The sequence below is a fragment of the Parazoarcus communis SWub3 = DSM 12120 genome (genome assembly GCF_003226565.1).
GTDB classification, from domain to species: domain Bacteria; phylum Pseudomonadota; class Gammaproteobacteria; order Burkholderiales; family Rhodocyclaceae; genus Parazoarcus; species Parazoarcus communis.
Genome location: NZ_QKOE01000002.1, coordinates 322081 through 346221, shown reverse-complemented (window position 1 = coordinate 346221; position 24141 = coordinate 322081). Strand labels below are relative to the sequence as shown.

General features: G+C 63.5%; 26 protein-coding genes. 13 read left to right on the top strand and 13 right to left on the bottom strand.

The window, feature by feature from the left end; all coding sequences use genetic code 11:
- Nucleotides 1–29 precede the first annotated feature (29 nt).
- The 6 genes from DNK49_RS05185 (at nt 30) to DNK49_RS05160 (ending at nt 4753) form a co-directional block, all read left to right on the top strand.
- On the top strand, nt 30–752 hold the full coding sequence (locus tag DNK49_RS05185) for a type 1 glutamine amidotransferase (RefSeq protein WP_110523254.1): 723 nt from the start codon (nt 30–32) through the stop codon (nt 750–752).
- Between the two features lie 507 nt (nt 753–1259).
- Nucleotides 1260–2183 (top strand): transporter, encoded by a 924-nt coding sequence (locus DNK49_RS05180; RefSeq protein WP_243632241.1) that lies wholly within the window; start codon nt 1260–1262, stop codon nt 2181–2183.
- A 148-nt stretch (nt 2184–2331) separates the two neighbouring features.
- A complete protein-coding gene (locus DNK49_RS05175; RefSeq protein ID WP_110523252.1) occupies nt 2332–2673 on the top strand; it encodes a hypothetical protein in 342 nt (113 codons plus the stop codon).
- 397 nt (nt 2674–3070) lie between these two features.
- Nucleotides 3071–3649: a hypothetical protein gene (locus DNK49_RS05170; RefSeq protein WP_110523251.1), complete on the top strand. Its 579-nt coding sequence runs from the start codon at nt 3071–3073 to the stop codon at nt 3647–3649.
- An 8-nt stretch (nt 3650–3657) separates the two neighbouring features.
- Entirely contained in the window at nt 3658–4359 is a 702-nt protein-coding gene (locus DNK49_RS05165; protein WP_110523315.1) for a C39 family peptidase, read from the top strand.
- Between the two features lie 34 nt (nt 4360–4393).
- A complete protein-coding gene (locus DNK49_RS05160; RefSeq protein WP_243632240.1) occupies nt 4394–4753 on the top strand; it encodes a hypothetical protein in 360 nt (119 codons plus the stop codon).
- Nucleotides 4754–4798: 45 nt separating this feature from the next.
- Here the strand turns inward: DNK49_RS05160 and DNK49_RS05155 are convergent, their stop codons facing one another.
- Nucleotides 4799–5479, bottom strand: coding sequence for a DUF4197 domain-containing protein (locus DNK49_RS05155; RefSeq protein WP_110523250.1), 681 nt, complete (start codon nt 5477–5479; stop codon nt 4799–4801).
- Nucleotides 5480–5684: 205 nt separating this feature from the next.
- On the opposite strand from DNK49_RS05155, the gene DNK49_RS05150 reads away from it, so the two are divergent.
- Nucleotides 5685–6326: a pentapeptide repeat-containing protein gene (locus DNK49_RS05150; RefSeq protein ID WP_110523249.1), complete on the top strand. Its 642-nt coding sequence runs from the start codon at nt 5685–5687 to the stop codon at nt 6324–6326.
- A 33-nt stretch (nt 6327–6359) separates the two neighbouring features.
- Here DNK49_RS05150 and DNK49_RS05145 read toward each other — a convergent pair whose 3' ends face one another.
- From DNK49_RS05145 to DNK49_RS05090, 12 genes are all read right to left on the bottom strand, one after another.
- The gene (locus DNK49_RS05145) at nt 6360–7088 is read right to left on the bottom strand and encodes an SIMPL domain-containing protein (RefSeq protein ID WP_110523248.1); all 729 of its coding nucleotides are present in this window, start codon (nt 7086–7088) and stop codon (nt 6360–6362) included.
- Between the two features lie 62 nt (nt 7089–7150).
- On the bottom strand, nt 7151–8098 hold the full coding sequence (gene lipA / locus DNK49_RS05140; RefSeq protein WP_110523247.1) for a lipoyl synthase: 948 nt from the start codon (nt 8096–8098) through the stop codon (nt 7151–7153).
- A 67-nt stretch (nt 8099–8165) separates the two neighbouring features.
- Nucleotides 8166–8855 carry a lipoyl(octanoyl) transferase LipB gene (gene lipB, locus DNK49_RS05135; RefSeq protein WP_279386404.1) on the bottom strand — a complete coding sequence of 230 codons (690 nt, stop codon included), beginning with the start codon at nt 8853–8855 and terminating at the stop codon, nt 8166–8168.
- Complete coding sequence (locus DNK49_RS05130; RefSeq protein WP_110523246.1) at nt 8852–9133, bottom strand: YbeD family protein; 282 nt, start codon at nt 9131–9133, stop codon at nt 8852–8854. Before DNK49_RS05130 ends, lipB begins: the two co-directional genes overlap by 4 nt.
- Entirely contained in the window at nt 9126–9983 is an 858-nt protein-coding gene (locus DNK49_RS05125) for a D-amino acid aminotransferase (RefSeq protein WP_110523245.1), read from the bottom strand. Before DNK49_RS05125 ends, DNK49_RS05130 begins: the two co-directional genes overlap by 8 nt.
- Before the next feature lie 27 nt (nt 9984–10010).
- Nucleotides 10011–11138: a D-alanyl-D-alanine carboxypeptidase family protein gene (locus DNK49_RS05120; protein ID WP_110523244.1), complete on the bottom strand. Its 1128-nt coding sequence runs from the start codon at nt 11136–11138 to the stop codon at nt 10011–10013.
- A 103-nt stretch (nt 11139–11241) separates the two neighbouring features.
- Nucleotides 11242–12273 (bottom strand): septal ring lytic transglycosylase RlpA family protein, encoded by a 1032-nt coding sequence (locus DNK49_RS05115; protein WP_243632239.1) that lies wholly within the window; start codon nt 12271–12273, stop codon nt 11242–11244.
- 12 nt (nt 12274–12285) lie between these two features.
- Nucleotides 12286–13428 (bottom strand): rod shape-determining protein RodA, encoded by a 1143-nt coding sequence (rodA, locus tag DNK49_RS05110; protein ID WP_110523243.1) that lies wholly within the window; start codon nt 13426–13428, stop codon nt 12286–12288.
- On the bottom strand, nt 13425–15317 hold the full coding sequence (mrdA, locus tag DNK49_RS05105; RefSeq protein ID WP_110523242.1) for a penicillin-binding protein 2: 1893 nt from the start codon (nt 15315–15317) through the stop codon (nt 13425–13427). The genes rodA and mrdA overlap by 4 nt, the downstream gene beginning before the upstream one ends.
- Nucleotides 15318–15391: 74 nt before the next feature.
- Nucleotides 15392–15913 carry a rod shape-determining protein MreD gene (mreD, locus tag DNK49_RS05100; protein ID WP_110523241.1) on the bottom strand — a complete coding sequence of 174 codons (522 nt, stop codon included), beginning with the start codon at nt 15911–15913 and terminating at the stop codon, nt 15392–15394.
- Nucleotides 15914–15923: 10 nt separating this feature from the next.
- Nucleotides 15924–16823 carry a rod shape-determining protein MreC gene (gene mreC, locus DNK49_RS05095; RefSeq protein WP_110523240.1) on the bottom strand — a complete coding sequence of 300 codons (900 nt, stop codon included), beginning with the start codon at nt 16821–16823 and terminating at the stop codon, nt 15924–15926.
- Between the two features lie 53 nt (nt 16824–16876).
- Nucleotides 16877–17920 carry a rod shape-determining protein gene (locus DNK49_RS05090; protein ID WP_110523239.1) on the bottom strand — a complete coding sequence of 348 codons (1044 nt, stop codon included), beginning with the start codon at nt 17918–17920 and terminating at the stop codon, nt 16877–16879.
- Between the two features lie 114 nt (nt 17921–18034).
- Between DNK49_RS05090 and gatC the strand changes: the two genes are divergently transcribed.
- The 6 genes from gatC to DNK49_RS05060 all read left to right on the top strand — a co-directional run bounded on the left by gatC (nt 18035) and on the right by DNK49_RS05060 (nt 24082).
- The gene (gene gatC / locus DNK49_RS05085) at nt 18035–18322 is read left to right on the top strand and encodes an Asp-tRNA(Asn)/Glu-tRNA(Gln) amidotransferase subunit GatC (protein WP_110523238.1); all 288 of its coding nucleotides are present in this window, start codon (nt 18035–18037) and stop codon (nt 18320–18322) included.
- A 61-nt stretch (nt 18323–18383) separates the two neighbouring features.
- Complete coding sequence (gatA, locus tag DNK49_RS05080; RefSeq protein WP_110523237.1) at nt 18384–19856, top strand: Asp-tRNA(Asn)/Glu-tRNA(Gln) amidotransferase subunit GatA; 1473 nt, start codon at nt 18384–18386, stop codon at nt 19854–19856.
- 5 nt (nt 19857–19861) lie between these two features.
- Nucleotides 19862–20359 (top strand): hypothetical protein, encoded by a 498-nt coding sequence (locus DNK49_RS05075; RefSeq protein ID WP_110523236.1) that lies wholly within the window; start codon nt 19862–19864, stop codon nt 20357–20359.
- A 26-nt stretch (nt 20360–20385) separates the two neighbouring features.
- Nucleotides 20386–21843 carry an Asp-tRNA(Asn)/Glu-tRNA(Gln) amidotransferase subunit GatB gene (gene gatB, locus DNK49_RS05070; RefSeq protein ID WP_110523235.1) on the top strand — a complete coding sequence of 486 codons (1458 nt, stop codon included), beginning with the start codon at nt 20386–20388 and terminating at the stop codon, nt 21841–21843.
- 180 nt (nt 21844–22023) lie between these two features.
- Nucleotides 22024–23112 carry a YeeE/YedE family protein gene (locus DNK49_RS05065; RefSeq protein ID WP_110523234.1) on the top strand — a complete coding sequence of 363 codons (1089 nt, stop codon included), beginning with the start codon at nt 22024–22026 and terminating at the stop codon, nt 23110–23112.
- A gap of 166 nt (nt 23113–23278) precedes the next feature.
- Nucleotides 23279–24082 carry a class II glutamine amidotransferase gene (locus tag DNK49_RS05060; RefSeq protein WP_110523233.1) on the top strand — a complete coding sequence of 268 codons (804 nt, stop codon included), beginning with the start codon at nt 23279–23281 and terminating at the stop codon, nt 24080–24082.
- Nucleotides 24083–24141: the final 59 nt, after the last annotated feature.

Genomic DNA, 24141 nt, shown 5'->3' with positions numbered 1-24141 from the left:
AATACCCCCTCACCGGAGCCTCGCACTGCATGAAACCGGTTGCCATCCTGCAGCACACCGAGATCGGCGCCCCTGGGGCGCTGCTCGACGTCTTCGACCGTCTCGACATTCCGTGGCAGCGGATCGCGATCGTCAATGGCGATCCGATTCCGCAAAACGCCGAACCCTACGCCGGCCTGGTCCTGATGGGCGGATACATGGGCGTCAATGACCGCCTGCCATGGATGCTTCAGGAGATGGCCCTGATCCACGATGCCGATGCGCGCGGCCTGCCGGTGGCCGGGCATTGTCTGGGCAGCCAGTTGCTGGCGCATGCCTTTGGCGCCGAGATCCGTCGCAATCCGGTCAAGGAGATCGGCTGGCAACGCATCCGCGTCGAACCCGACGCCACCGCCGAAGCCTGGTTCGGCCTGCCGGGCGGGTCAGAACATGAAGTCTTCCAGTGGCACGGCGACACCTTCGACATTCCACCCGGAGCCGTCCGCATCGCCGGGAGCGCACACTGCGCCAACCAGGCCTACGTGATCGGTGACCGCCATCTGGGCATGCAGTTTCATCTGGAAATGACGCCGGACCTGATCGCACGCTCCCTGGCACGCAACGGTCACGAACTCGACCGTGAGGTTGCGCAGGGCAACCCCGCAGCAGGCAGCCGCGCCGACACTGCCGCCGACAGCGAGCGCCGCACCGCGGTGATGCACGACATGATGACCCGGCTGTATCGACGCTGGAGCCGGGCGCTGGCGCGCTAGATAAGCTGGCGTTCGGTCTTGTCGCGGGCATAACGCGTCACCGCGTCCCCGGCATCTCCGATGACAAGGCCCTGGTCGAGGCCTTCTTCCGCGCCCTCAAGTACGCCCCGGCTAACCGAGCGGGGACGGTACTACGCTCCAGGCCCCGCAGCCATAGGTGATGCAGGTCGTGGGCCGGTACAACCGCGAGCACCGTCACTCGGCCATCAAGTTCGTCACGCCGGAACAGCGCCACGATGGCGAAGACATCGCCGCTATGGCTGCACACGATGGCCTATAGCGTCGCGAGTTCGACGCACGCCCCCAGCGCTGGAGCGCCGTCACGCATAAAGGGGAGCCGCAGGCAGAGTCCAACTCAACCCCTTTCTCGACGACTCTGAAGCATCCCGAATAACTGCTTGAATCACGCAATTATATTCCAGTAGAACAATGATTTAGATCTACACAACTCCCTACGGCCGCACGCCTGATAATATTCACTTGACAACCAATAGATGACAAATAAAAATGCCATTCGATTTAACGAAAGGCGCCGTATTCTCATCTATGAGCTTCATCCGTATTTCTCGTGTTCTTACTGGCCTGCTTATGACCGTCTCCCCCGTTGCTTGGGCTGATCTACCGCTGAACGTGGAGGACCTCATCACCGACAAAGGCAAGGTCAAACTCGATCTGTCGTTGGCCTACGCCAACATGGATCGCAGTGGTGTGTCAACGGGTGAGCCGATCATCGTCCAGACCGGGCCCACCTCGTTCGTAACCGTGCCCACACTCGTTGGTGAGAGCATCGGCAACAGCGACACCCTGGTTGCCACCTTCGGCATGCGCTATGGCCTGACGGCCAAGGCCGAGGTCTATGCTCGTACGAGCAGCCTGTCGTCGAGCCACCGCAGCAGCGGCGTGGGCGGCACGACATCGAGCAGCGAAGCGGGTTTCGCCGATGCTTGGACGGGCATCAACTACCAGTTCAGGAAAGACGACGACGGTCCCGCCGTTCTTGGTTTTGTCGAAATCGCACTGCGAGAGAAGCACCGGCGGGATAGCGCCAGCTTCAAGTCGGTCATGCTCGGTGTCACCACCTATAAGGCCATCGACCCGATAGTGTTCTCGCTAACCGCCGCCTACCGCTTCAACCAGACCCGTCGCGACGGCACGCGGGACTACCAACCCGGCAACCTGTTGTTGCTCAATCCGTCAGTAGGGTTTGCAGTGAACGACCGCGTTACGCTGACCACTGGCGTGCAATGGACGCGCCGCCAAGCCGACCGCTTCGATGGAGAGCGTCAGGGCGTCGACCGCACGGCCACCGATCTGCTGTTGGGCGTCGGTTACGGATTTGCCAAGGGAAATACTTTGAACGCCACCCTGAAGGTCAACGCCTCGGGGCGCGGCGGTTCGGAGTTGCGAGCGAACTGGCTGTACACGTTTTAATGGAAACGCTGCACCTTGTGCGACCACGAAAAGAGACGGGCGACAAGCCGCCCGCGAGGAATTGCCGGTGACGCAAACACCGTCAATGGGTGCCTCGGGAGTCTGTTTCGAGGCTTGTTGTTGTACTTCGTGACATGAAGGAGTCTATATGAAGCAGTTCAAACACGCAGCACTAACGCTGGTCATGGCGGGCCTGCTGTCGGCCCAGGCGCACGCCAGCGAAGCGCAGGTGCAGAACCTGCAAGCCGCGCAACCAATCGCGACGTTCAGCCAGACGGACATCAATGCAATGTTCGAGCAGGCGGGGCGGCCGATGCAACTGGCTGCGTTGTCGCAGCAGGAGATGAAGGAAACTGAAGGGGCTTGGTGGCCAATCCTCTATTACGCACCAGCTTTGTCAGGAGCAGCTTGGACGTTCTATCAAAGCTCCGCATACATGCCCGCCTACCACGTTAGCAATGCGGTTCGCTATTACTGGAGCAGGTGGTGATCTAAGCGCCACGCTGAAAGGCCACCGAATAGCTGCGGGTGTTCTGGTGGCCTGATGAACATCATGAACAGGATACTCAACTACTTGCGTTCTATACAGTGGAACCACCCAGGGACAGGTTCGTTCATATTTTGGCTTTTTCATATCATATTGATAGTGCTTGCGCTCGTCCTGATGGCGGCGGTAGCGATTCGCGACTGGTTGTTCTTCTGAATTTTTGGAATCGACTTGGGGAGAAATGGAAAGCGATGACGATGCAAATCTCCCCTGAGCAGAACGCCTGGATATTCCTATGGGAACAGTAACCTTTTGACTTACCGTCGCCGAAGTTACGATCCTTGGTGTAGGTCTCGTTGGCTGGATGCTGGGTTGGTTTTGAAACGGACATACACACGACATGTTCCAAACTGCATTTCCCCTCTTCCTCCTGCGCGAACTCCCCTTTTCGCGCTTCGATTTCCCGCGCTGGCAATCGCTGCTGGCCATTTCGCTCATCGGCCTGCTGATTGGCCTCGACCCGAGCTTGCGTGCCGCGCCTCCGGACATGCCCGCACCGCCGCTGTGGCTGGCCGTGATCATGGGACTGCTCACCACCTGGGTGGCGTTCCTGATCATCGTCGCCGTGCTGCGCTGGTGGATGAAGCGCGGCGGCCGCTGGGACGGTCAGGGCGATCTGCTTAACCTAGTCGCTGCGTCATGGCTGATGGCCGACACTGTGGGCGCTGGTCTGGTCGCGCTAGGCGTTCCCTCGTTGTTCACGCTGCCCCTGTGGCTGTATTCGGCGTGGGTCGGGGTCAATGCGCTGGCGGGGGCCATTCCCAAGGCGAGTTTTGGCTACAGCATTGGCGGCATCGTCGTTAGCTTTATCCCGGCCATGCTGGCGGCCATGGTCGTGTTCGCGGTGCTCGGCATCGTGCTGACCATGCTCGGGGTTGTCCCGCCGCCTACGGGCGCGGGGCCGAAGGGCGTGGGCTAGTGCTTTTCATGAAGCCGCACCTTGTCGCCGCCGTCGCGATGGCTTCGGTCAGCGCCATGGCGTTGGCGGACACGTCCGGCACGTCGGATGCAAGCTCGCCTCAGCGTGCCGAAGGCGTCCTGCTCGTCACCCACTCCGTCCACGGCGTCGTCCCGGTGCAAAGCTGGAAGGCGCGCCGCGACGCGCGCATCGTCAAGCAGGATCTGGACTACTCTTGCGGCGCGGCCTCTCTGGCCACCTTGCTCAACAGCTTTTATGGCCAGGATGTGACCGAGGAAGCCTTGCTGAAGGCAATGGACAAGGGCGATGACCGGGCCAGCTTCGAAGACATGGCGCGCGCATTGCCGCAGTTCGGCTTTCGGGCGCAGGGCTTTGCTGCGAGTTGGGAGCAACTCGCGCGGCTAAAGATGCCGGTCATTCTGTACGTGAAGCACCGCAAGGACGACCATTTCACCGTTTTGCGCGGCATCAGCGGCGACACGGTGTGGTTGGCCGATCCGTCGCTGGGTAATCGTACCTACAGCCGCGCGCAGTTTCTGGCGATGTGGCAGACGCGCGAGGACGCGAACGATGGGTTGGCGGGAAAGTTTCTGGCGGTGCTGCCGCAGGATGCGCAGGTCGTAGCGCAGGATGACTTCTTCACCCGTGTGCCCGTGCGCCAGTCGGCGTCGGCGCTCTCGAATCTGGCTAGCAAGGCCTGGCGGCCCTGATGTTGCCTGTGTGTTTTGCTGACAAGGCGTAATCATGTTCAAACGGTTTCGATTTCTGGCTGCAGGACTGCTTGTGTTGAGCTTGCTTGCACCGGGTGCGCCTGTGTTCGTGCAGCAGGATGGCATGCACGGCGTCCAGGCCGATGCAGCCACTGCTGACTGGCGGCGACTGTTGCAGGTGACCAGCATCGAGCGGATGGTGCGAGAGCTACCCACCTATTTCACGCAGGGGCTCGACCAGGCCAAAGCCCAGGGTATGCCGGTGCCACCCGAGGTCGAGGCTGCGCTCAAGGCGGTGGCCGACGAGGTGTTTGGCTTCGAGAAGCTGCAGCCGGCAGCCGCGCCGACACTGCCGCCGACAGCGAACGCCGGACCGCGGCCATGCATGACATGATGACCCGGCTGTACAAACGCTGGAGCCAGGCGCTGGCGCGCTAGATCAGAGCGCGCCAAATACCTTTTTGGCCAGATTGCCCACTGCGCCGACCGGGTTCTTGCGGATCGCGCGCTCTTCCTCGGCGATCATCAGGTAGAGACCATCCAGCGCCTTGCGGGTCACGTAGTTCTCGACCTGGGCATCCTCGCTCTTCATCAGGCCGACGCCGGCAACCTGGCCGGCCAGCTTGTTGTACTGCCCGGCCAGCGCAAGCTTGTCGGTGTTCTGCTTGACCACTGGCAGGAAGGTCTGGGTAAGCTGGCGTTCGGTCTTGTCGCGGAAATAGCGCGTCACCGAATCGTCACCGCCGGTCAGGATGCGCTTGGCGTCACTGACGCTCATGCCCTTGACCGCATCCACCAGCAGGGTCTTTGCCTGCGGCACCGCGGCCTCGGCGGCCTGGTTCATTGTGGCGACGAGCTTGTCGAGATCCTTGCCACGCCCACTCATGCGGATCAGCGGCTCGGCCTGTGCAAGCATGTCGGGCAGCGGAATCCTGACCTTCGGGTTGTTCATGAAGCCGCCATCGCGACCGAGCAGATCGACCGCCTTGCTGGCCCCTTGAGTCAGCGCCTCCTTGAGTCCGCCACTCGTCTCGCTGTCAGTCAGGCTCATCAGACCACCCGCAGCCCAGACCGGCGCAGTAATGACAAGGAAGGCAAAAGCTCGCAGAATGGAACGCATCACGATCTCCAGGTTGTTGGACGAGGCGGCAGGAGACCTCTCCCACTGGCCACGCTCGCAATCGTCAACACTGACTGTCCTTTTGTCCACCCCCAGCCGTGTGACGATCGCAACGTGCAGGCAGGTGGATGAACGGAACCCGGAGACACCATATCCGTCTGACCAGCACAGCCTCACAACCATAAACACAAGACGGCCAGAACCCATGTTGAAGACGTCCAGCCTCATCTCCTGCGTGATGCTTTCCGCTGCGCTGCTCGCCGCCGGCGCGCACGCCCAGTCATCGACCCGTATTGGTGGCTGCGACATCCGTCGTGGCACGCTGTGTCCCAATCTGAACCTGAACGGCGCCGAGCTGGCGGGGGTCAATCTGGCCAACTCGCAATTCACCCGCTCCAATCTGTCGGGGGCGAACTTGCGCGGCGCCAATCTGAGTGAAGCCAATTTTTCACAGACCGATCTGCAGGGCGCCGACCTGACGGAGGCGCTGCTGGTTCGCACCAACCTGCGCGGGGCACGATTGGGCGAAGCCAGGCTTGAAGGCGCTGACCTGCGCAACGCCGTGCTGCAGAACGCGGATCTGCATGGCACAGACCTGAGCAAGGCCAAACTGGCCGGGGCCGATCTGACCAATGCACGGATGGAAGGCGCACGCCTGACCGATGCCGACCTGCAACGCAGCAACCTGCGCGCCGCCAAGCTCAAGGGGGCATCATTTGTCGGCGCCAACCTGCAGGGTGCCGACTTTACCCGTGCGGTGCTGGTCAATGCCGACCTGAGCGGCGCCAACCTGGATCAGGCGATCTTTCTGAATGCGCAGACCGAAGGCTGCATCGGTTGCCCTTGAGTGCCCGCATGACAGCACCGGTCAGGCCTGCGTTTATTGCAAACCGTACTCGAAGGTGCTGACAACCCGCAGGCGCTTGCCGATGGTCTGGCCCACGGAATCGCCCTCGCCGCCGTCATCATCAAGCACGCGGATCACGCCCTGATTGGCGCTCTTCAACACACCAAGCCGAGCGCCGGCATCGGCGGCGAACTTTTCCGCCTGCTCCCGTGCATTGTGCGTGGCAGCTTCGAGCAAGGCTGGCTTGATCTCGTTGAAACCACGCAACTGATAGCGAGGGCCACCGTAACCCTCGTTCGTCCCAGTCAGCTGGATACCGGCCTGGATCAGCGGGTCGACGCGATTCGCCGCCTGCGCGACCACGTCAACGCGCGCCGATTTGACCAGCACTTCGCCCTGCCCGTTGAAACGCAGCGGAACATTGCCAGAGCCCCACTCACGCGCAAACAGATCCTGGACCTGCAGCGGGCGGATCTCGATCTCGGCATCGCCGAACCCCTGCTCGCGCAGGAAGGCAAGTACGCGATCCCGGTCCGCGTTGAGTAGCTGCTGAACAGCGCCGAACTCGTTACCGCCACGCCGAAAACCGAGTGACCAGATGGCGAAGTCACTCTTCACCTCCCGCTCAGCAAGGCCCTTCACCGTGATCGAGCGATCAGCCATGCGAAAGCGCTGGATACCATCGCCAACCCAATACCCCGCCGACGCGATGGCCCCTGCAAGCACCAGCGCAGACATGAAGCCAAACCTTGATTCAGCCATCCGTGCTCCTCACCGAGTACTCAGGAATGTACCGCTGCCAGCTGCCAATACCTGTCGGACGTTCAGACCACGCCGGCGCCGTGCGCCTGCTGGTCGGCCCAGTAGCTGGAACGAACCATCGGGCCGCAGGCAGCGTTCTTGAAGCCCATCTTCAGCGCTTCGGTCTCGAACATCTTGAAGGTGTCGGGGTGAACATAGCGCAATACCGGCAGATGACCACCCGAAGGCTGCAGGTACTGGCCGATGGTGAGCATGTCGACGTTGTGAGCACGCATGTCGCGCATGACTTCGAGGATCTCGTCGTCGGTCTCGCCCAGACCCACCATCAGCCCGGATTTGGTCGACACTTCGGGATGACGGGCCTTGAACTGCTTGAGCAGCTCGAGCGAATAGGCATAGTCCGAACCCGGACGCGCCTGCTTGTACAGCCTGGGCACGGTCTCGAGGTTGTGATTCATGACATCGGGCGGCGCCAGGTCGAAGATGTCGAGCGCGATATCCATGCGGCCACGGAAATCCGGCACGAGCACTTCGATGGTGGTCTTGGGTGAGGCGGCACGGGTTTCGCGGATGCAGTCGACGAAATGCTGGGCACCGCCATCGCGCAAGTCGTCGCGGTCGACCGAGGTGATCACCACGTAGTTCAGCCGCATGGCCGCGATGGTCTTGGCCAGATCGGCCGGCTCGTTGGCATTGAGCGGTTCCGGCCGGCCGTGGCCGACGTCGCAGAACGGGCAGCGGCGAGTACAGATGTCGCCCATGATCATGAAGGTGGCGGTGCCCTTGCCGAAACACTCGTGAATGTTGGGGCAGGAAGCCTCTTCGCACACCGTGTGCAGCTTGTGCTCGCGCAAGGTCTGCTTGATTTCGTTGAAGCGCTCGGCTTCGACGCCCGCACCGAGCTTGATGCGGATCCAGTCGGGCTTTTTCAGGCGCTCGGCCGGCACGATCTTGATCGGGATGCGGGCCGTCTTGTCGGCGCCGCGCTGCTTGCGGACGGGGGTTTCCATGGTGCTGTCTCTGTTGTCTGTTATGGTGTGGGCGGCGCAATGCCGTGATCGACCGCTATTGTGCGCCTCAGGCGGGCGCTTCGAAAGTGGGGGGAGCCGCAGAGGCCGACGCTGCACCCGGCGCGACCGGCGGCAACAGCCTGACGAGATGGCCGAGCAGTTGCTCTCCCACCGCGACAACCGTGTCGTCGATGCCGAAATCCTTCATGCGGATGGTGCGCAGGCCTTCGTAGCCGCAAGGGTTGATCCAGCCGAACGGGGCAAGGTCCATATCCACATTGAGACTGAGTCCATGGTAGCTGCAACCGTGACGTACGCGCAGCCCCAGTGCAGCGATCTTGGCGTCGTCGATATACACGCCGGGCGCCCCCTCCCGACGTACGGCCGCCAGACCGTAGCCCGCCAGGGTGTCGATGAGGGCCTGCTCCATCAGGTGAACCAGTTCGCGCACCTTGAGATGCCGCCGCGGCAGGTCGATCAGCAGATAGGCAACGAGCTGCCCCGGGCCGTGGTAGGTGATCTGCCCGCCACGGTCGATCTGGACCAGCGGAATGCCGGCATCGTTGCGCAACAGGTGTTCAGGCCGGCCCGCCTGACCCAGGGTATAGACCGGAGGATGCTCGAGTAGCCAGATCTGGTCGGGCGTGTCGCGGTCACGCTCGGCGGTGAACAGGCGCATCGCCTCGAGCGCGGGCTCGTAGGCCACCTGCCCGAGACGTTTGACCACCAGTTGTGACGCTGCCGCTGGCAGGGTCACAGCACCACCTTGACCATGGGGTGTGCGGTCAGCTCGCGGTACATCGAATCGACCTGCAGCTGCGAGACGGCACGGAAAGTACACGTCACCGCAAGGTAGTTGCCCTTGCTGGAAGGCCGCATCTGCATGCTGCCGGCCTCGAAGTCAGGCGCGTGGCGCAGCACCACTTCGAGCACCGCCTGGGCAAAACCCTCGACGCGCGCGCCCATGATCTTGATCGGGAAGTCGCAGGGAAACTCGAGCAATGTCTGCCGGGTTTCGGGAGTCTGATCAGCCAATTCTCATCACCGTATTCTTGAAGTCCTGGTAAAACGCGTGCATTTGCTGCCCCACCGGGCCGGGCTTGCCGTCGCCGACCGGTCGCCCATCGAGCGTGGTGATGGGCAGCACCTCCTTGGTGGAGGACGTCATCCACAACTCGTCTGCATGACGTACCTCGTCCTCGAGGATCTCACGCACCTCATGCGCCAGACCATGGCGGGCAGCCAACTCGAGTACGACGTCGTAGGTGATGCCCGGCAGCATCAGGTGGCTCTTGGGGGGGGTCAGGATGACGCCGTCGCGAACCACGAAGATGTTGGACGCTGCCCCTTCGGTCAGGAAGCCATCACGGAACAGGATGGTTTCCATGCACCCCTGGTCGACCGCATGCTGACGCAGCAGACAGTTGGCGAGCAGGGCCACCGTCTTCAGGTCGCAACGCAGCCAGCGGAAGTCTGCCGCGCTGACCGCTGCCACCCCAGCCTGACGCTGCGCCTCGGGCGGCGTCACCAGCGGCTCGCTCATCAGGAATACGGTGGGCCGCATCACCTTGGGAAAAGCATGATTGCGCTTGTCGTCGGCGCCACGGCTGACCTGCAGGTAAACCGACTGGTCCTCCCACTCGTTACGCTCGATCACACCGCGGATGATGGCCTGCCATTGTTCCGCGCTGTGCGGGTCGGGCAGACGGATTGCCGCCAGGGTGTTGGCCAGGCGCGCAACGTGCTCGTCCAGACGGAAGGGACGGCGCGAATAGACCGGGATGACCTCGTAGGCCCCGTCACCAAACAGGAAGCCACGGTCCATCGGCGACACGCTGGCCTCGCCGACCGGCAGAAAGCGACCGTTCAGATAGCAGATACTCATGACCGGCTCCTTGACCGCGTCAGGCGGTCAGAGACTCTTGAACCACAACACCAGGGCATCCCACAGGCGGCCGAAGAAGCCGGCCACCGGCACGTCCTGAAGCGCAACGACAGGATATTCGCCCAGCAGCTTGCCGTCGAGGCTGAGCTTCATGGTGCCGATCTCCTGCCCCTTCTGCAGTGGCGCCATGACCGGCTGGCGGCTCTCGAGCACGGCCTCGATCTTCTCGGCCTGGCCCTTGGGCAGCGACAGCACGAAATCGCTGGTGAAGCCCGCACCGACTTCGTTGACCTGCCCCTTCCACACGCGGAACTGCGACAAGGCCTGATCGGCCGCATACAGCTGCACGGTGTCGAAGAACTGGAAGCCGAAGTTCAGCAGCTTGAGGGATTCCTGCGCACGCACGGTGTCGGATGCGGCACCCAGCACCACCGAGATCAGCCGACGCGGGCCGCGCTGGGCGGTGGACACCAGGCAGTAGCCTGCCGAGCTGGTGTGGCCGGTCTTCATGCCATCGACGGTGCTGTCCATCCACAGCAGGCGGTTGCGGTTGGGCTGCTTGATGTTGTTGTAGGTGTATTCCTTGAGCGAGTACAGGCTGTAGTACTCGGGAAAGTCACGGATGATCGCCGCGGCCAGCAGGGCCAGGTCACGCGCAGTGGTATAGAGCTGCGGATCGGGCAGGCCGGTGGAGTTGGTGAAGTGGGTGTTGGTCATGCCCAGACGCTTGGCCTCGCGGTTCATCAAGGCGGCAAAGGCCTCCTCGCTGCCGGCGATGAGCTCGGACAGTGCCACGCAGGCATCGTTGCCCGACTGCACGATGACGCCACGGATCAGCTCATCCACCGTGACGGGCTTGCGCGGCTCGATGAACATGCGCGACCCTTCCTGACGCCATGCCGCCTCGGAAACCGGCACCGGCTGATCGGCCGCGATGGTGCCCGCCTTCAGGGCCGAGAAGGTCAGATAGGCGGTCATCAATTTGGTCAGCGAAGCCGGCTCGATGCGGGCGTCCGGATCACTGGAAGCCAGTACCTGGCCCGTACCATGGTCCATCAGTACCCAGGCCTTGGCCGCCAGCGTGGGCGCGGGCACCGCCTGGGCCAGGGCGAGCGCGGAAAACAGCGAGAACAGGATGGCAAGGATGAAACGCATCAGAAAAGGTCCGGAGTAGTGAAAAACGGGATGGGGCAAAATTATAGGCTGCCCCCGAAAACCTGACCGAAATGGACAGGCTTTGTTTCAACCTGTTCGCAAATCAGCGTACGACGACGAAGGGACGGGCCTTGAGCACGGTGGCGATACGCTCCGCCGCCTGCCGTGCCTCCTCGACCGAGACATAGGGCCCCGCATGCAGCCGGAAGCGTCCGCCATCGGCAAACAGCTCGAGGCGATCGGCAAACGCCGCCACCTGGGCCTCGACCGTGGTCCGGAAGCCGATGGCATTGTCCAGCGACGAGAACGCGCCCAATTGCAGGAACACGCCGCGACTGGCTTCTGCCAGCGGCGTCACCGGTGCGGATGGCGCCTGTGCCACCGGCGCCGCGTCGATCACCGGCTGCAAAGGGCGACGCCCCGGGAGCGGCGGTACCGGCGTGGTAGCAGCAACCATGGGGACTTCGTCCGGCAGGATCTGTTCGACGATGACCTCCGCGCTGCCGGCATTCACGTAGCCCAGCTTGTAGGCCGCGGTATAGGACAGGTCGATGATCCGCCCCTTGTGAAAGGGACCACGGTCATTGATCCGCACCACCACCGAGCGACCGCTTTCCACATGAGTGACGCGGGCATAGCTGGGAATCGGCAGCGTGGGGTGGGCCGCCGTCATGCCGTACATGTCATAAGGCTCGCCGCTGGAGGTGGGGTTGCCATGGAAGCGCCGGCCATACCAGCTGCCAAGGCCACGCTCCCGATGCGGCTGCAACTGGGTGACCGGCACATAGTCCTGCCCGAACACGCTGTAGGGGCGGTTGGCGAAACGGTGCAAGGGCTCGGCGCGCGGTTCGGCGTCGGGAATGGCATGCAGGTTGTCGGGTGGCACTTCGTCCGGACCGTCATCCTTGTAGTAGGCGCCCCCGCGACGCGCAGGCCGTGCCGGCTGTGCAGGGGCAGCAACCGGCGCACGAGTCGTCTGATCGGGGGCCTGCGCCGTGCCGCTACCCTGACCCGGTACTGGCTTGGGTGCGGTTCCACACGCCGTCATCAGCAGGGGCATTGACACGCACAGCAGTGCAGTGCGCAACAGCGCCCGTGTCTCGGGCACGGCGGTCGAAGCAGGCAACACGTTCATCGGCAGTCCATCTCAACTCTTGTTCGCCAGCCGGCTGCGCCGGATGCTCATCAGGATACCCACCCCAAGACACAGGGTCACGAGCGCAGTTCCCCCGTAACTGATGAAGGGCAGCGGCACCCCCACCACCGGCAGGATGCCTGACACCATACCCATATTGACGAAAGCATAGGTGAAAAAGATCATCGTCACCGCACCGGCCAGCAGACGGGTACCCAGGGTCGGCGCCATCGCCGCAATCTGGAAGCCGCGCAGGATCAGCAGCAGGTACACCACCAGCAGTACGGCCGCGCCCCCCAGGCCAAACTCTTCGGCCAGCACCGCAAAGATGAAGTCGGTATGGCGCTCGGGCAGAAAAGCGAGGTGGGTCTGGGTTCCCGCCATCCAGCCTTTGCCCAGCACCCCCCCCGACCCAATGGCAATGGTGGACTGGATGATGTGAAAGCCCTTACCCAGCGGATCCTGGGTGGGGTCCAGCAATGTGCACACCCGATGCTTCTGGTACTCGCGGATACCCACCCACTCGACGCCCGGCTGACACAGCGAATCGCCGAAGGCGACGATGGAGCCGATGCCCAGGCTGCCGACGATCACGACCGGTGCAATCAGCTTCCACGACAGGCCGGCAAAGAAGATCACATAAAAACCGGCCGCCGCGACCAGCAGGCTGGTACCCAGATCCGGCTGACGCACGATCAACGCGACAGGCACCGCCAGCAGCAAGCCGGCGAAGATGAACTCCCGCCAGCCGATGCGCCCCTCGCGCTGCTGGAAGAACCAGGCCAGCATCATCGGCATGGCGATCTTCATCAGCTCGGACGGCTGAATGCGGGTGATGCCGATATCGAGCCAGCGCTGCGCGCCCTTCGACACCTCGCCGAACAACGCGACACCGATCAGCAGCACCACACCCAGCAGATACAGCGGCAGGGCCAGCGACAGCAGGCGCTGGCCAGGAATCGCCGCAGCGCACCACATCACCACGACTGCAATGACAAAGTGCATGGTCTGGCTGTCCAGCCGCTCGGGCGAGGCACTGGACATCAGCACGAAGGCGTAGCCGAACAGCACCGCCATGATCAAAGCCAGCACCGGATCGATGGGACGGAGGAAGGCACGCAGCAGCCTCAGGGGGTGGAAGCGGTTATCGCTCACTCGATGCTCTCCACCGCGTCGGCGTCCTCGGGAGCCGGCTGGTTGGGGCGCTTGCCCAGCAGATGATAGTCAATGACCTGACGCGCGATGGGCGCAGCCGACTGCGAGCCGAAGCCCCCGTTTTCGACCAGCACCGCCAGCGCGATGGTGGGCTTGTCCGCCGGGGCGTAGGCGATGAACCACGAGTGGTCGCGCAGGCGCTCGGTCACGCGCCCTTCGACGTACTTTGCACCGCGCAGCGAGAATACCTGGGCCGTGCCGGTCTTGCCGCCAACTTCATAAGGTGCGCCAGCAAAGGCCCGAGCGCCGGTGCCGGACTTGTTCACCCCGACCATGGCATCACGAATCGCCTTCAGGTGCTCGGGCTTGTACTGCAGTTGGCGAATCGGCTCGGGTTCGATCACCCGCTTCTCGCCGCTGCGGCTGTCGACCACATGGCGCACCACATGCGGCTTGAACAACTTGCCATCGTTGACTACTGCCGCCAGCGCATTGGCCAGTTGCAAGGGCGTGTAGGCGTTGTACCCCTGACCGATACCCACCGAAATGGTCTCGCCGCCATACCAGCGCTGCTGCTCCGGCTTGCGAAAACGCCGCTTCTTCCAGTCAGGCGACGGCAACACGCCCTCGGCCTCGCCCGGCAAGTCGATGCCGGTGCGCGAGCCGAAGCCCAGCGGCCCCATGAAGTTGGCGATACCCTCGATGCCCAGATCGTTGGCCAGCTGGTAGTAATAGGTGTTGCACGACACCACGATGGACTTGTGCAGATCGACCATGCCATGGCCGCCGACCTTGTCGTCCATGAAGCGATGCCCCCCGAAGACGTAATATCCGGGGTCGGCCATCGTCTGCCCTGCGGTACGCTTGCCCGTGGTCAGCCCGGCCAGGCCCATGAAGGGCTTGAAGGTGGAGCCTGGCGGATAGGCACTGTAGATGGCCCGATGCAGCAAGGGGTGGTCGGGCGACTCGTTGAGTTCCTTCCAGTCCTGTGTCGAGATCCCCTCGACGAACAGATTGGGATCGAAGGTGGGCGCCGACACCAGCGCCAGCACGCCTCCGGTGCTCGGCTCGATGGCCACCAGCGCACCACGACGCTTGCCGAAGGCGTTCTCGGCAATCTTCTGCAACTCGATATCGAGCGTCAGCTCCAGATCGTTGCCCGCCACCGCAGGCGTGTTCGACAGACGCCGCACCGCCCGGCCGCCGGCATTGACCTCTACCTGCTCGACCCCGGTGGTGCCGTGCAATTCAGCCTCGTACGACAACTCCAGGCCATTCTTGCCGATGTAGTTGGAGCCACGATAGTTGGCGATCTCGCCACGCTCCTCGATGCGTTCGAGGTCGCGGGTGTTGATCCGGCCGATATAACCCACCACATGAGACGCCGTACTGCCGAGCGGATAGTCGCGAAACAAGCGGGCCTGGACTTCGACACCGGGAAAACGGTAGCGCTGAGCGACGAAGCGCGCCACCTCCTCGTCGCTCAGCCGTGTACGTATCGGCACACTCTCGAAATTGCGGCTTTCGTCGAGAAGTTTTCGGAAATTGCGCCGGTCTCGTGGCTCGATGGTGATGATCTCGGCCAGTCGATCGATGGTGTCCTCCAGCCCACCCGTACGCGAGGGCGTGATTTCCAGCGTGTAGGCGGCGTAGTTGCGCGCAAGCACGGTGCCATTTCGATCGACGATGGTGCCACGGTTGGGCACCACCGGCAGCAGGGCGATGCGGTTGTCCTCGGCACGAGTATGAAAATAGTCGTGCCGGACCACCTGCAGGAAATAGAAGCGCGCCGCCAGCAGACCAAAGCAGACCAGCACGAACAGCCCTGCCACCAGCACACGCCGGCGAAAACGCGCGTTATCCTGCTCGGGTGCGTGATAGGCATTCATGCCCGCACCTGCCCAGCGGCCATCCGGCTTCTCACGTTCCCAGCACGCACATCGGCCACAATCCGGTACATCCGTCAGATCGGGCGGTTGTCATCGCGCTCGACCGGCTGGTATTGCGGCAGCAGCAACAGGTAAGTCAGCGGCACCCACAGCAACACACTGGTGAAGCTCGACAGGAAGTACCACCAGCCGGGAAACTCGGCGCCCGCGATCATGCGCACGATCACCATCAGCACCTGCGCGACCAGCAGCATCGGCAGGACATGCAGCGCCTGCTGCATCGACGGAAACCACATCAAGCGGCGCGCCAGACCGCTGGCCAGGTAAGCGAGCACGACATAGGCCAGCGCATGCTGCCCCATGGCCGCCCCTTGCCCGATATCGACCAGCAGTCCGAAAAAGAAACCCGCCCCCATGCCGATGCGCAGCGGTTCACGGATGCACCAGAACGCCAGCACCAGCGCGACCCAGTCGGGCACCCCGGGAAAGCGGCCGGTCGGGATATAGCTCAGACCCAGCGCCACCAGCAGGCTGAAGTGGATGAACCACAGCCTGACCGGCAACAGGATGCGACGCGAGCGATTGGTGGGTTGCATAGGGGAACTTTCAGCGACGGCCACGTGGACGCACGATCGGCGCCTCGGGTTCCTGCGGCGGAGGCGGCGGCGGCAAGACCTCGCGACCGATCACCAGCACCTGGGTACTGCGTTCGACGCCTGCCAACGGGGTGCAGGCAATGCGGGCAAAGGCGTCCGCCTCACGATCCACGGTACCGACGACGGCGACCGGCAAGCCGGGCAGGAACACGCCGTCAAGACCCGAGGTCACCAGTTGGTCGCCTGGCTGGACGTCTGCGCTGGCCAGCACGAAACGCAGTTCCAGCCGCCCCTGACCGACACCGAACAGTACGCCGCGCAAGCCATTTCGCACCACTTTCACCGGAATGGCCTGATTGCGATCGGTCAACAAGGTCACTTCGGACTGGATCGGATAGACCCGCGTCACCTGACCTAGCACGCCCTGCGCATCGACCACGGCCAGCCCGGGCTCGATACCTTGCTGCGCGCCGCGGTCAAGGATGACCTTGCGCGCAAACGGATCGGGCGCGTCATACAGCACATCGGCCGCGACACTGCGCACGCCGATACGCTGGGACATCTCGAGCAGCCCCCGCAACTGGGCGTTTTCGCGCTCGAGCTGATCAAAACGCAACAACTGCTCGGCGGCATCGAGTTGCTTGCGACGCAGGTCGGCATTCTCGATCTGGACCTGGATCAAGGTCGCGAAATACACCGAAGCGTTGCGTACGAAATCGGCTGGCGTCGCCGCCGCCATCTGCAGCGGGTAGGTTGCCACCGACATGCCCTGACGCAGCACTTCCAGATAGCGGAAACGCAGGTCGGCCACCAGCATCGCCAGACAGAGCGAGACGAAGATCAGCAGACGGACCAGCGGTGCCGGTCCGCGCCGAAAGATGGGGGGCGGTTGATGGCCGACTAAGGACATCCAGCAGTTCCCGGGTCAGCGAGGAAAAATCGACGCGGCCTGTGGCCAGCCGGTCAGTCGGAGGTGAAGATGGAGCCGAGCTTGTCCATCTTGTCGAGCGCCATGCCGCAACCACGCGCGACGCAGGTCAGCGGCTGCTCGGCAACGATCACCGGCAGGCCGGTCTCTTCCATCAGCAGCCGGTCGAGATCACGCAGCAGCGCGCCGCCGCCGGTCAGCACCATGCCGCGATCGGCGATGTCGGCACCGAGTTCGGGCGGGGTCTGCTCGAGGGCGATCTTGACCGCGGAGACGATCTGGTTGAGCGGCTCGGTGAGTGCTTCGAGGATCTCGTTGGACGAGATGGTGAAGCTGCGGGGGATGCCTTCAGCCAGATTGCGCCCCTTGACCTCCATCTCGCGGACTTCCGAACCGGGGAAGGCCGAGCCGATTTCCTTCTTGATGTTCTCGGCGGTGGTGTCACCGATCAGCATGCCGTAGTTGCGGCGGATGTAGTTGACGATGGAGTCATCGAACTTGTCACCGCCCACGCGCACGCTGCCGGCATAGACCATGCCGCCGAGCGAGATCACCCCGACCTCGGTGGTGCCGCCACCGATGTCGACCACCATCGACCCGAGCGCGTCGGACACCGGCATGCCGGCGCCGATCGCCGCCGCCATCGGCTCTTCAATCAGGTAGACCTGCGATGCGCCCGCGGCGAGGGCCGCATCGCGGATCGCGCGGCGCTCGACCTGGGTGGAACCGCAGGGCACGCAGATGATGATGCGCGGACTCGGCGACAGCAGCCGCGAGTCGTGCACTTTCTTGATGAACTGCTTGATCATCTGCTCGGTGACGACGAAGTCGGCGATCACGCCGTCCTTCATCGGCCGGATGGCCGTGATGTTGCCTGGGGTCTTGCCAAGCATCTGCTTGGCGGCATGACCCACCGCCTGGATGGTGCGTTTGGCATTGGGACCGCCTTCGGTGCGAATGGCCACAACCGAGGGCTCGTCCAGGACGATGCCCTTGTTTCGCACGTAAATCAGGGTGTTGGCGGTGCCGAGATCGATCGCGAGATCGTTGGAAAAATAGGAACGCAGAAAACCGAACATGAGGGATTCCGAAACCGGTGGGAAGATGCGCCGCAAGGGGCCGGCCCTGAGCAGGGCGAAAGGCGATTATGATAACCTACAAACCTTTGTGGATTCAGCAGGTTTTGTTACCTCATGTCGCTTTCGAATGAACAAGTCGGGCGTATCGCCCGCCTCGCCCGCCTCGAGATTTCCGCAAGCGAAATCGACGCCACCCGCAACAAGCTCGACGGCATCTTCGAACTGATCGAGCAGATGCAGGCGGTGGACACCACCGGTGTGGCGCCAATGAGCCATCCGCAGGAGCTCGCAACCCGCCTGCGTACGGATACCGTCACCGAATCCGACCGCCGCGCGGCCTTCCAGGCAACCGCACCGCAGACCGAAGCCGGCCTCTACCTGGTGCCGAAAGTCATCGAATGAACCCGCTGCACGCCTGCGATCCGCCTGCAGGCGTCCTGCCACTTTCTGCGAAACCGTTTCCATGATCAATGCGTCCCTCCCCGCCCTGCGCCGCGCGCTGGACGAAAAACAGATTTCCAGCGTCGAACTGGCCGGGCTCTTCCTCGACCGCATCGAGGCCGCCAACCCGACGCTCAATGCCTTCATCACCATCGACCGCGACGGCGCCCTGACCGCCGCACGCGAGGCCGACGCCCGCATCGCCGCTGGCACGGCCGGCGCGCTGACCGGCATCCCGCTGGCCCACAAGGACGTGTTCTGCACCGAAGGCGTGCTGACCACCTGCGGCTCGAAAATGCTCGCCAACTTCGTCAGCCCCTACGACGCCCACGTGGTCAGCCTGCTCAAGCAGGCGGGTGCGGTGAGCCTGGGCAAGACCAATATGGACGAGTTCGCGATGGGCTCGTCCAACGAAAACTCGCACTTCGGACCGGCACGCAACCCATGGAACCCGGCGCACGTGCCGGGCGGCTCGTCGGGCGGCTCGGCCGCAGCCGTGGCGGCCCGTCTGGTGCCGATCGCCACCGGCACTGATACCGGCGGCTCGGTTCGTCAGCCAGCGGCCTTCTGTGGCGTAACCGGCATCAAGCCCACATATGGTGTGGTCAGCCGCTACGGCATGGTGGCGTATGCGTCGTCGCTGGATCAAGGCGGTGCCTTCGGCGCCTCGGCCGAAGACTGCGCCCTGTTGCTGTCGGCGATGAGCGGCTTCGACCCCCGCGACTCCACCAGCCTGGAGCGCCCGGCTGAAGACTACAGTGCTGCCCTGGCAGCGCAAGCCGGAGAAAAACCGCTTGCCGGCCTGCGCATCGGCCTGCCGCGCGAGTTCTTCGCCGAGGGCATGAGCGACGACGTGCGCGCCGCGGTTGACGCCGCGCTCGAGCAGTATCGCGCACTGGGCGCAAGCACCGTCGACGTGAGCCTGCCGAATGCCAAGCTGGCCATCCCGGCCTACTATGTGATCGCGCCTGCCGAAGCCTCGAGCAACCTGTCGCGCTTTGACGGCGTACGCTACGGCCATCGCGCCGCCAGCTACGGCGATCTCAACGACATGTATTGCAAGAGCCGGGCTGAAGGCTTTGGCGCCGAAGTCAAGCGCCGCATCCTGGTCGGGACCTACGTGCTGTCGCACGGCTATTACGATGCCTACTACCTGCAGGCGCAAAAACTGCGCCGGCTGATCGCCGAGGATTTCAAGGCAGCACTGACGCAGTGCGACCTGATCGCCGGCCCGACCACGCCGACGACTGCCTGGGCACTCGGTGCGATGGGTGACGACCCGGTGCAGATGTATCTTGCGGACATCTACACCATTGCCGTCAACCTCGCGGGCCTGCCCGGACTGTCGCACCCCTGCGGTTTTGGGGCCGGCGGACTGCCGGTCGGCCTGCAGCTGATCGGCAACTACTTTGCCGAAGGCCAGCTGCTGTCCACCGCGCACCGCTACCAGCAAGCCAGCGACTGGCACCTGCGCCGCCCGGATGGCGCCGCCTGACCGCCATGAAGCACCGCCACATCCTGCACCGTACCGTACTGGCCGGCATCGCTGCCGCGTTGTTGAGCGCCTGCAGCACGCAGCAGGTCACGCCGGAATCTCCGTCAGCCGAGGTCCTCGAGCACCCGTCTGCCGCCCGCGGCCAGCTCAAGCCGATGCCGGTACGCCCGCTCAATGTGCAGACTGACTGCCAGTTCCAGGACGAGGCCGGCTATCGCGGTCGCGCACGCCTGGACATCAGTTATTCCGAGGTGCGCAGCTTCGCTGCTGCGGTCGACGTCCCGCGCCGCGGCAGTTGCCGCTTCGACCTTGCCGACTTCCGTCAGGTACGTACCGAGCCCCATGTCGAACTGCGCGGCCAGGACGGATGTACGGTCAGGATGTGGGAGCAGGGCGAACAGGTGACGGTGGCCTTCAGCCAATGTGCCGGTCGTTGTGACCGCGGCACCTTCGATTATGTATGGCCGATCCTGGTGGACCGGTCCAGCGGTCGCTGCAACTGACCGCAACAGCAAACGGATACACGAACATGAGCAGATCGGATTGGGAAGTCGTCATCGGGCTGGAGGTCCACGCCCAGCTCAACACCGCGTCGAAGATCTTTTCTGGCGCCAGCACCGCCTTCGGTGCCGAACCCAATGTGCAGGCCAGCGCGGTGGACATCGCCCTGCCCGGCGTGTTGCCGGTACTGAACCGCGGTGCGGTGGAGCGCGCCATCCGCCTGGGCCTGGCGCTGGGCTCGCACATTTCGCCGACCAGCATCTTCGCGCGCAAGAACTATTTCTACCCCGACCTCCCCAAGGGCTACCAGATCAGCCAGTTCGAGCTGCCGGTGGTACAGGGCGGCACCATCACCTTGCGCGTCGGCGAGGGCGAACAGGCCTATGAGAAGACCGTACGCCTGACCCGCGCCCACCTCGAGGAAGACGCAGGCAAGAGCCTGCACGAAGACTTCCACGGCATGAGCGGGATCGACCTCAACCGCGCCGGTACGCCGCTGCTGGAAATCGTCTCTGAGCCCGACATGCGTTCGTCGGCCGAAGCGGTGGCCTACGCCCGCGCCCTGCACGCCCTGGTACGCTGGATCGACATCTGTGATGGCAACATGCAGGAAGGCTCGTTCCGCTGCGATGCCAACGTGTCGGTACGCAAGAAGGGCGCCGAGGCCTTCGGGACCCGGCGCGAGATCAAGAACCTCAACTCCTTCCGCTTCCTGCAGCAGGCCATTGACTACGAGGTGCAGTGGCAGATCGACACCATCGAGGATGGCGGCACCATCCAGCAGGCCACCGTGCTGTTCGATCCGGATACCGGCGAGACCCGCATGATGCGCTCCAAGGAAGACGCGCACGACTATCGCTACTTCCCCGACCCCGACCTGTTACCACTGGTGATTGCACCGGAATGGATCGAGCGCGTACGTGGCGAGATGCCGGAGCTGCCGGGCTCGATGAAGGCGCGCTTCATGAGCGAACTGGGCCTGTCGGCCTACGATGCAAGCACCCTGACCGCCTCGAAGGAGGTCTCCAGCTATTTCCAGGCCACCGTCGATGCTGCCGGCAGCGCGCAGGCCAAGCTGTGTGCCAACTGGGTGATGGGTGATGTCGCCGCGCGCCTGAACAAGGCCGAACTCGACATCGCCGATTCGCCGGTATCCCCCGTGCAACTGGCAGGGCTGATTGCACGCATTGCCGACAACACCATCTCCAACGCGATCGCCAAGAAGGTGTTCGACGCCCTGTGGAACGGTGAAGGCGGCAGTGCGGACGAGATCATCGACAAGCAAGGCCTGAAGCAGGTAACCGACAGCGGTGCGATCGAGGCCATGATCGACGAGGTCCTGGCTGCCAACCAGAAGTCGGTGGAGGAGTTCCGCGCGGGCAAGGACAAGGCCTTCAACGCCCTGGTCGGTCAGGTGATGAAGGCCAGCAAGGGCAAGGCCAGCCCGGCGCAGGTCAACGAACTGCTGCGCAAGAAGCTCGGCTGAACGTTCACGCGCCGCAATCCATTCCCGCAGCCTGCCGCGCTCGGCGCACGGCAGGCTCTTTTTTTGCCTGAAGATTGAGAAGCATCAACACGCCGGCTCATTTTTCGTCACATTCTTATATTCTTCTACTCTAAAGATGACGGCCGGCAAACACGGCCGGAGAATGGGACGGAGACCCCCATGCCGGATCTGCTCGGACTGATCGACTGGTTGGGCGAGGATCGCAGCCTCGCGCTGGGCGGGCTGCTGATCGGCGCGGCCTTCGGTGCCTTTGCGCAACGCTCGCGTTTCTGCCTGCGTGCAGCAGTCGTGGAGGTCGCACGCGGTCAGCTTGGCGTCAAGCTGGCGATCTGGCTGCTGGCCTTCTCCGCGGCCATCATCAGCGTCCAGTTGCTGCACCTGGGCGGCCACTTCGACACCGCCAATGTCCGCCAGCTGTCCAGCCAGGGCAGCCTCTCCGGTGCGCTGATCGGTGGGCTGCTGTTCGGCGCCGGCATGATCCTGGCCCGGGGTTGTTCCAGCCGCCTGCTGGTACTGGCGGCCAACGGCAATCTGCGTGCGCTGCTGTCTGGCCTGATCTTCGCCGTCGCCGCCCAGGCATCGATGAACGGTATCCTGTCCCCACTGCGCGAGTCCATCGGCAACTGGTGGACCATCGATGGCGGTACCGCACGTGACCTGCTTGCGCTGGCGGGCATCGGTCACAGTGGCGGGTTGTTGTTCGGCCTGATCTGGCTGCTGGCTGGCGCCTGGTTCGCGAGCCGCCATCGCGTCTCGCGCTGGGGCTGGTTCGGCGGCCTTGGCACCGGTGCGATGGTCGCGCTCGCCTGGTGGTTTACCTTCGAGATGTCGTCACGCACCTTCGATCCCACGCCCATCAAGAGTTTGTCATTTACCGGTCCATCAGCCGACATGCTGATGCTGGTGCTGTCACCCCCTGGACAGTTGCTGAATTTCGACCTCGGCATGGTGCCCGGCGTGTTCATCGGCTCCTTTCTTGCCGCACTGCTGGCGCGAGAGCTGAAGCTTGAGGGCTTTCAGGGCGGGCACGCCATGCGCCGCTATATTGTCGGTGCGGTGCTGATGGGCTTTGGTGGCATGCTGGCCGGTGGCTGTGCGGTGGGTGCCGGCGTGTCGGGCGCCGCCGTTTTTGCCGTCACCGCCTGGGTCACGCTTTCGGGGATGTGGGCCGGCGCCAGCCTGACCGACTGGCTGATCGACCGCCACCCAGCTGCAGGCCACGTGACATCCGCACCCCTCCAGCCCTGAACGACACAGCTGGCGTGATACCGAAGGCTGCAGCGGCCTCCTTGGCGACACCCCGGAGGCCAGCTCAACACGACGTTCTGTGCCCTCGACAAGCATCGCCCATCCGGTGCACCCGACTGCGCTTTCCGGGATAATCCGTGCTCGACCGCCACCGAGGAATCCCACGATGTGCCAGCTCCTGGGCATGAATGCCAATGTGCCGACCGACATCTGCTTTTCCTTTACGGGTTTCAAGGCACGCGGCGGCCTGACCGATCATCATCGCGACGGCTGGGGCATCGCCTTTTTCGAAGGACGTGGTGCACGCGTGTTCCTCGAGCCCTGCGCCAGCGCCGATTCGCCCGTCGCCGAACTGGTGCGGCACTACCCGATCCGCTCGCTCAATGTCATCTCCCATATCCGCAAGGCAACACAGGGCGAGATCCGGCTGGAAAACACCCACCCTTTCCAGCGTGAGCTATGGGGACGACACTGGATATTTGCCCACAACGGCAATCTGCTGGACTATCAACCCACGTTGAGCGGGCGTTTCCTGCCCGTCGGCAGCACCGATTCCGAACGCGCGTTCTGCCACATCCTCGACACCCTGGCCCAGCGCTTCGGGCACACGCCACCTGCCCCCCAGGTGCTGTATGCGGCCTTGCGTGCGCTTGCATGCCATATCGGGCAATCCGGTGAATTCAACTTCCTGCTGTCCGATGGCGAGCGCCTGTTCGCACACTGCTCGTCGCGCCTGGTCTATGTCTTGCGTCAGTCACCCTTTCCCGTCGCCCACCTGGCCGATGAAGACATGAGCGTGGATTTCAACCAGGTGACCACCCCGGACGACCGGGTTGCAGTGATTGCCACACTCCCCCTGACCGACAATGAACACTGGGTGCAGATGACGCCTGGCAGCCTGCTCAGCTTTCACCTCGGCCAGCCGGAAATACTCGGTGAAAACACCACCGTCGCAGCACCCGCACGCTGAAAGATCACTGACAAAGTGCATATGCCGCTTACCTGCACCATGCAGAAGCGCTAAAGTAT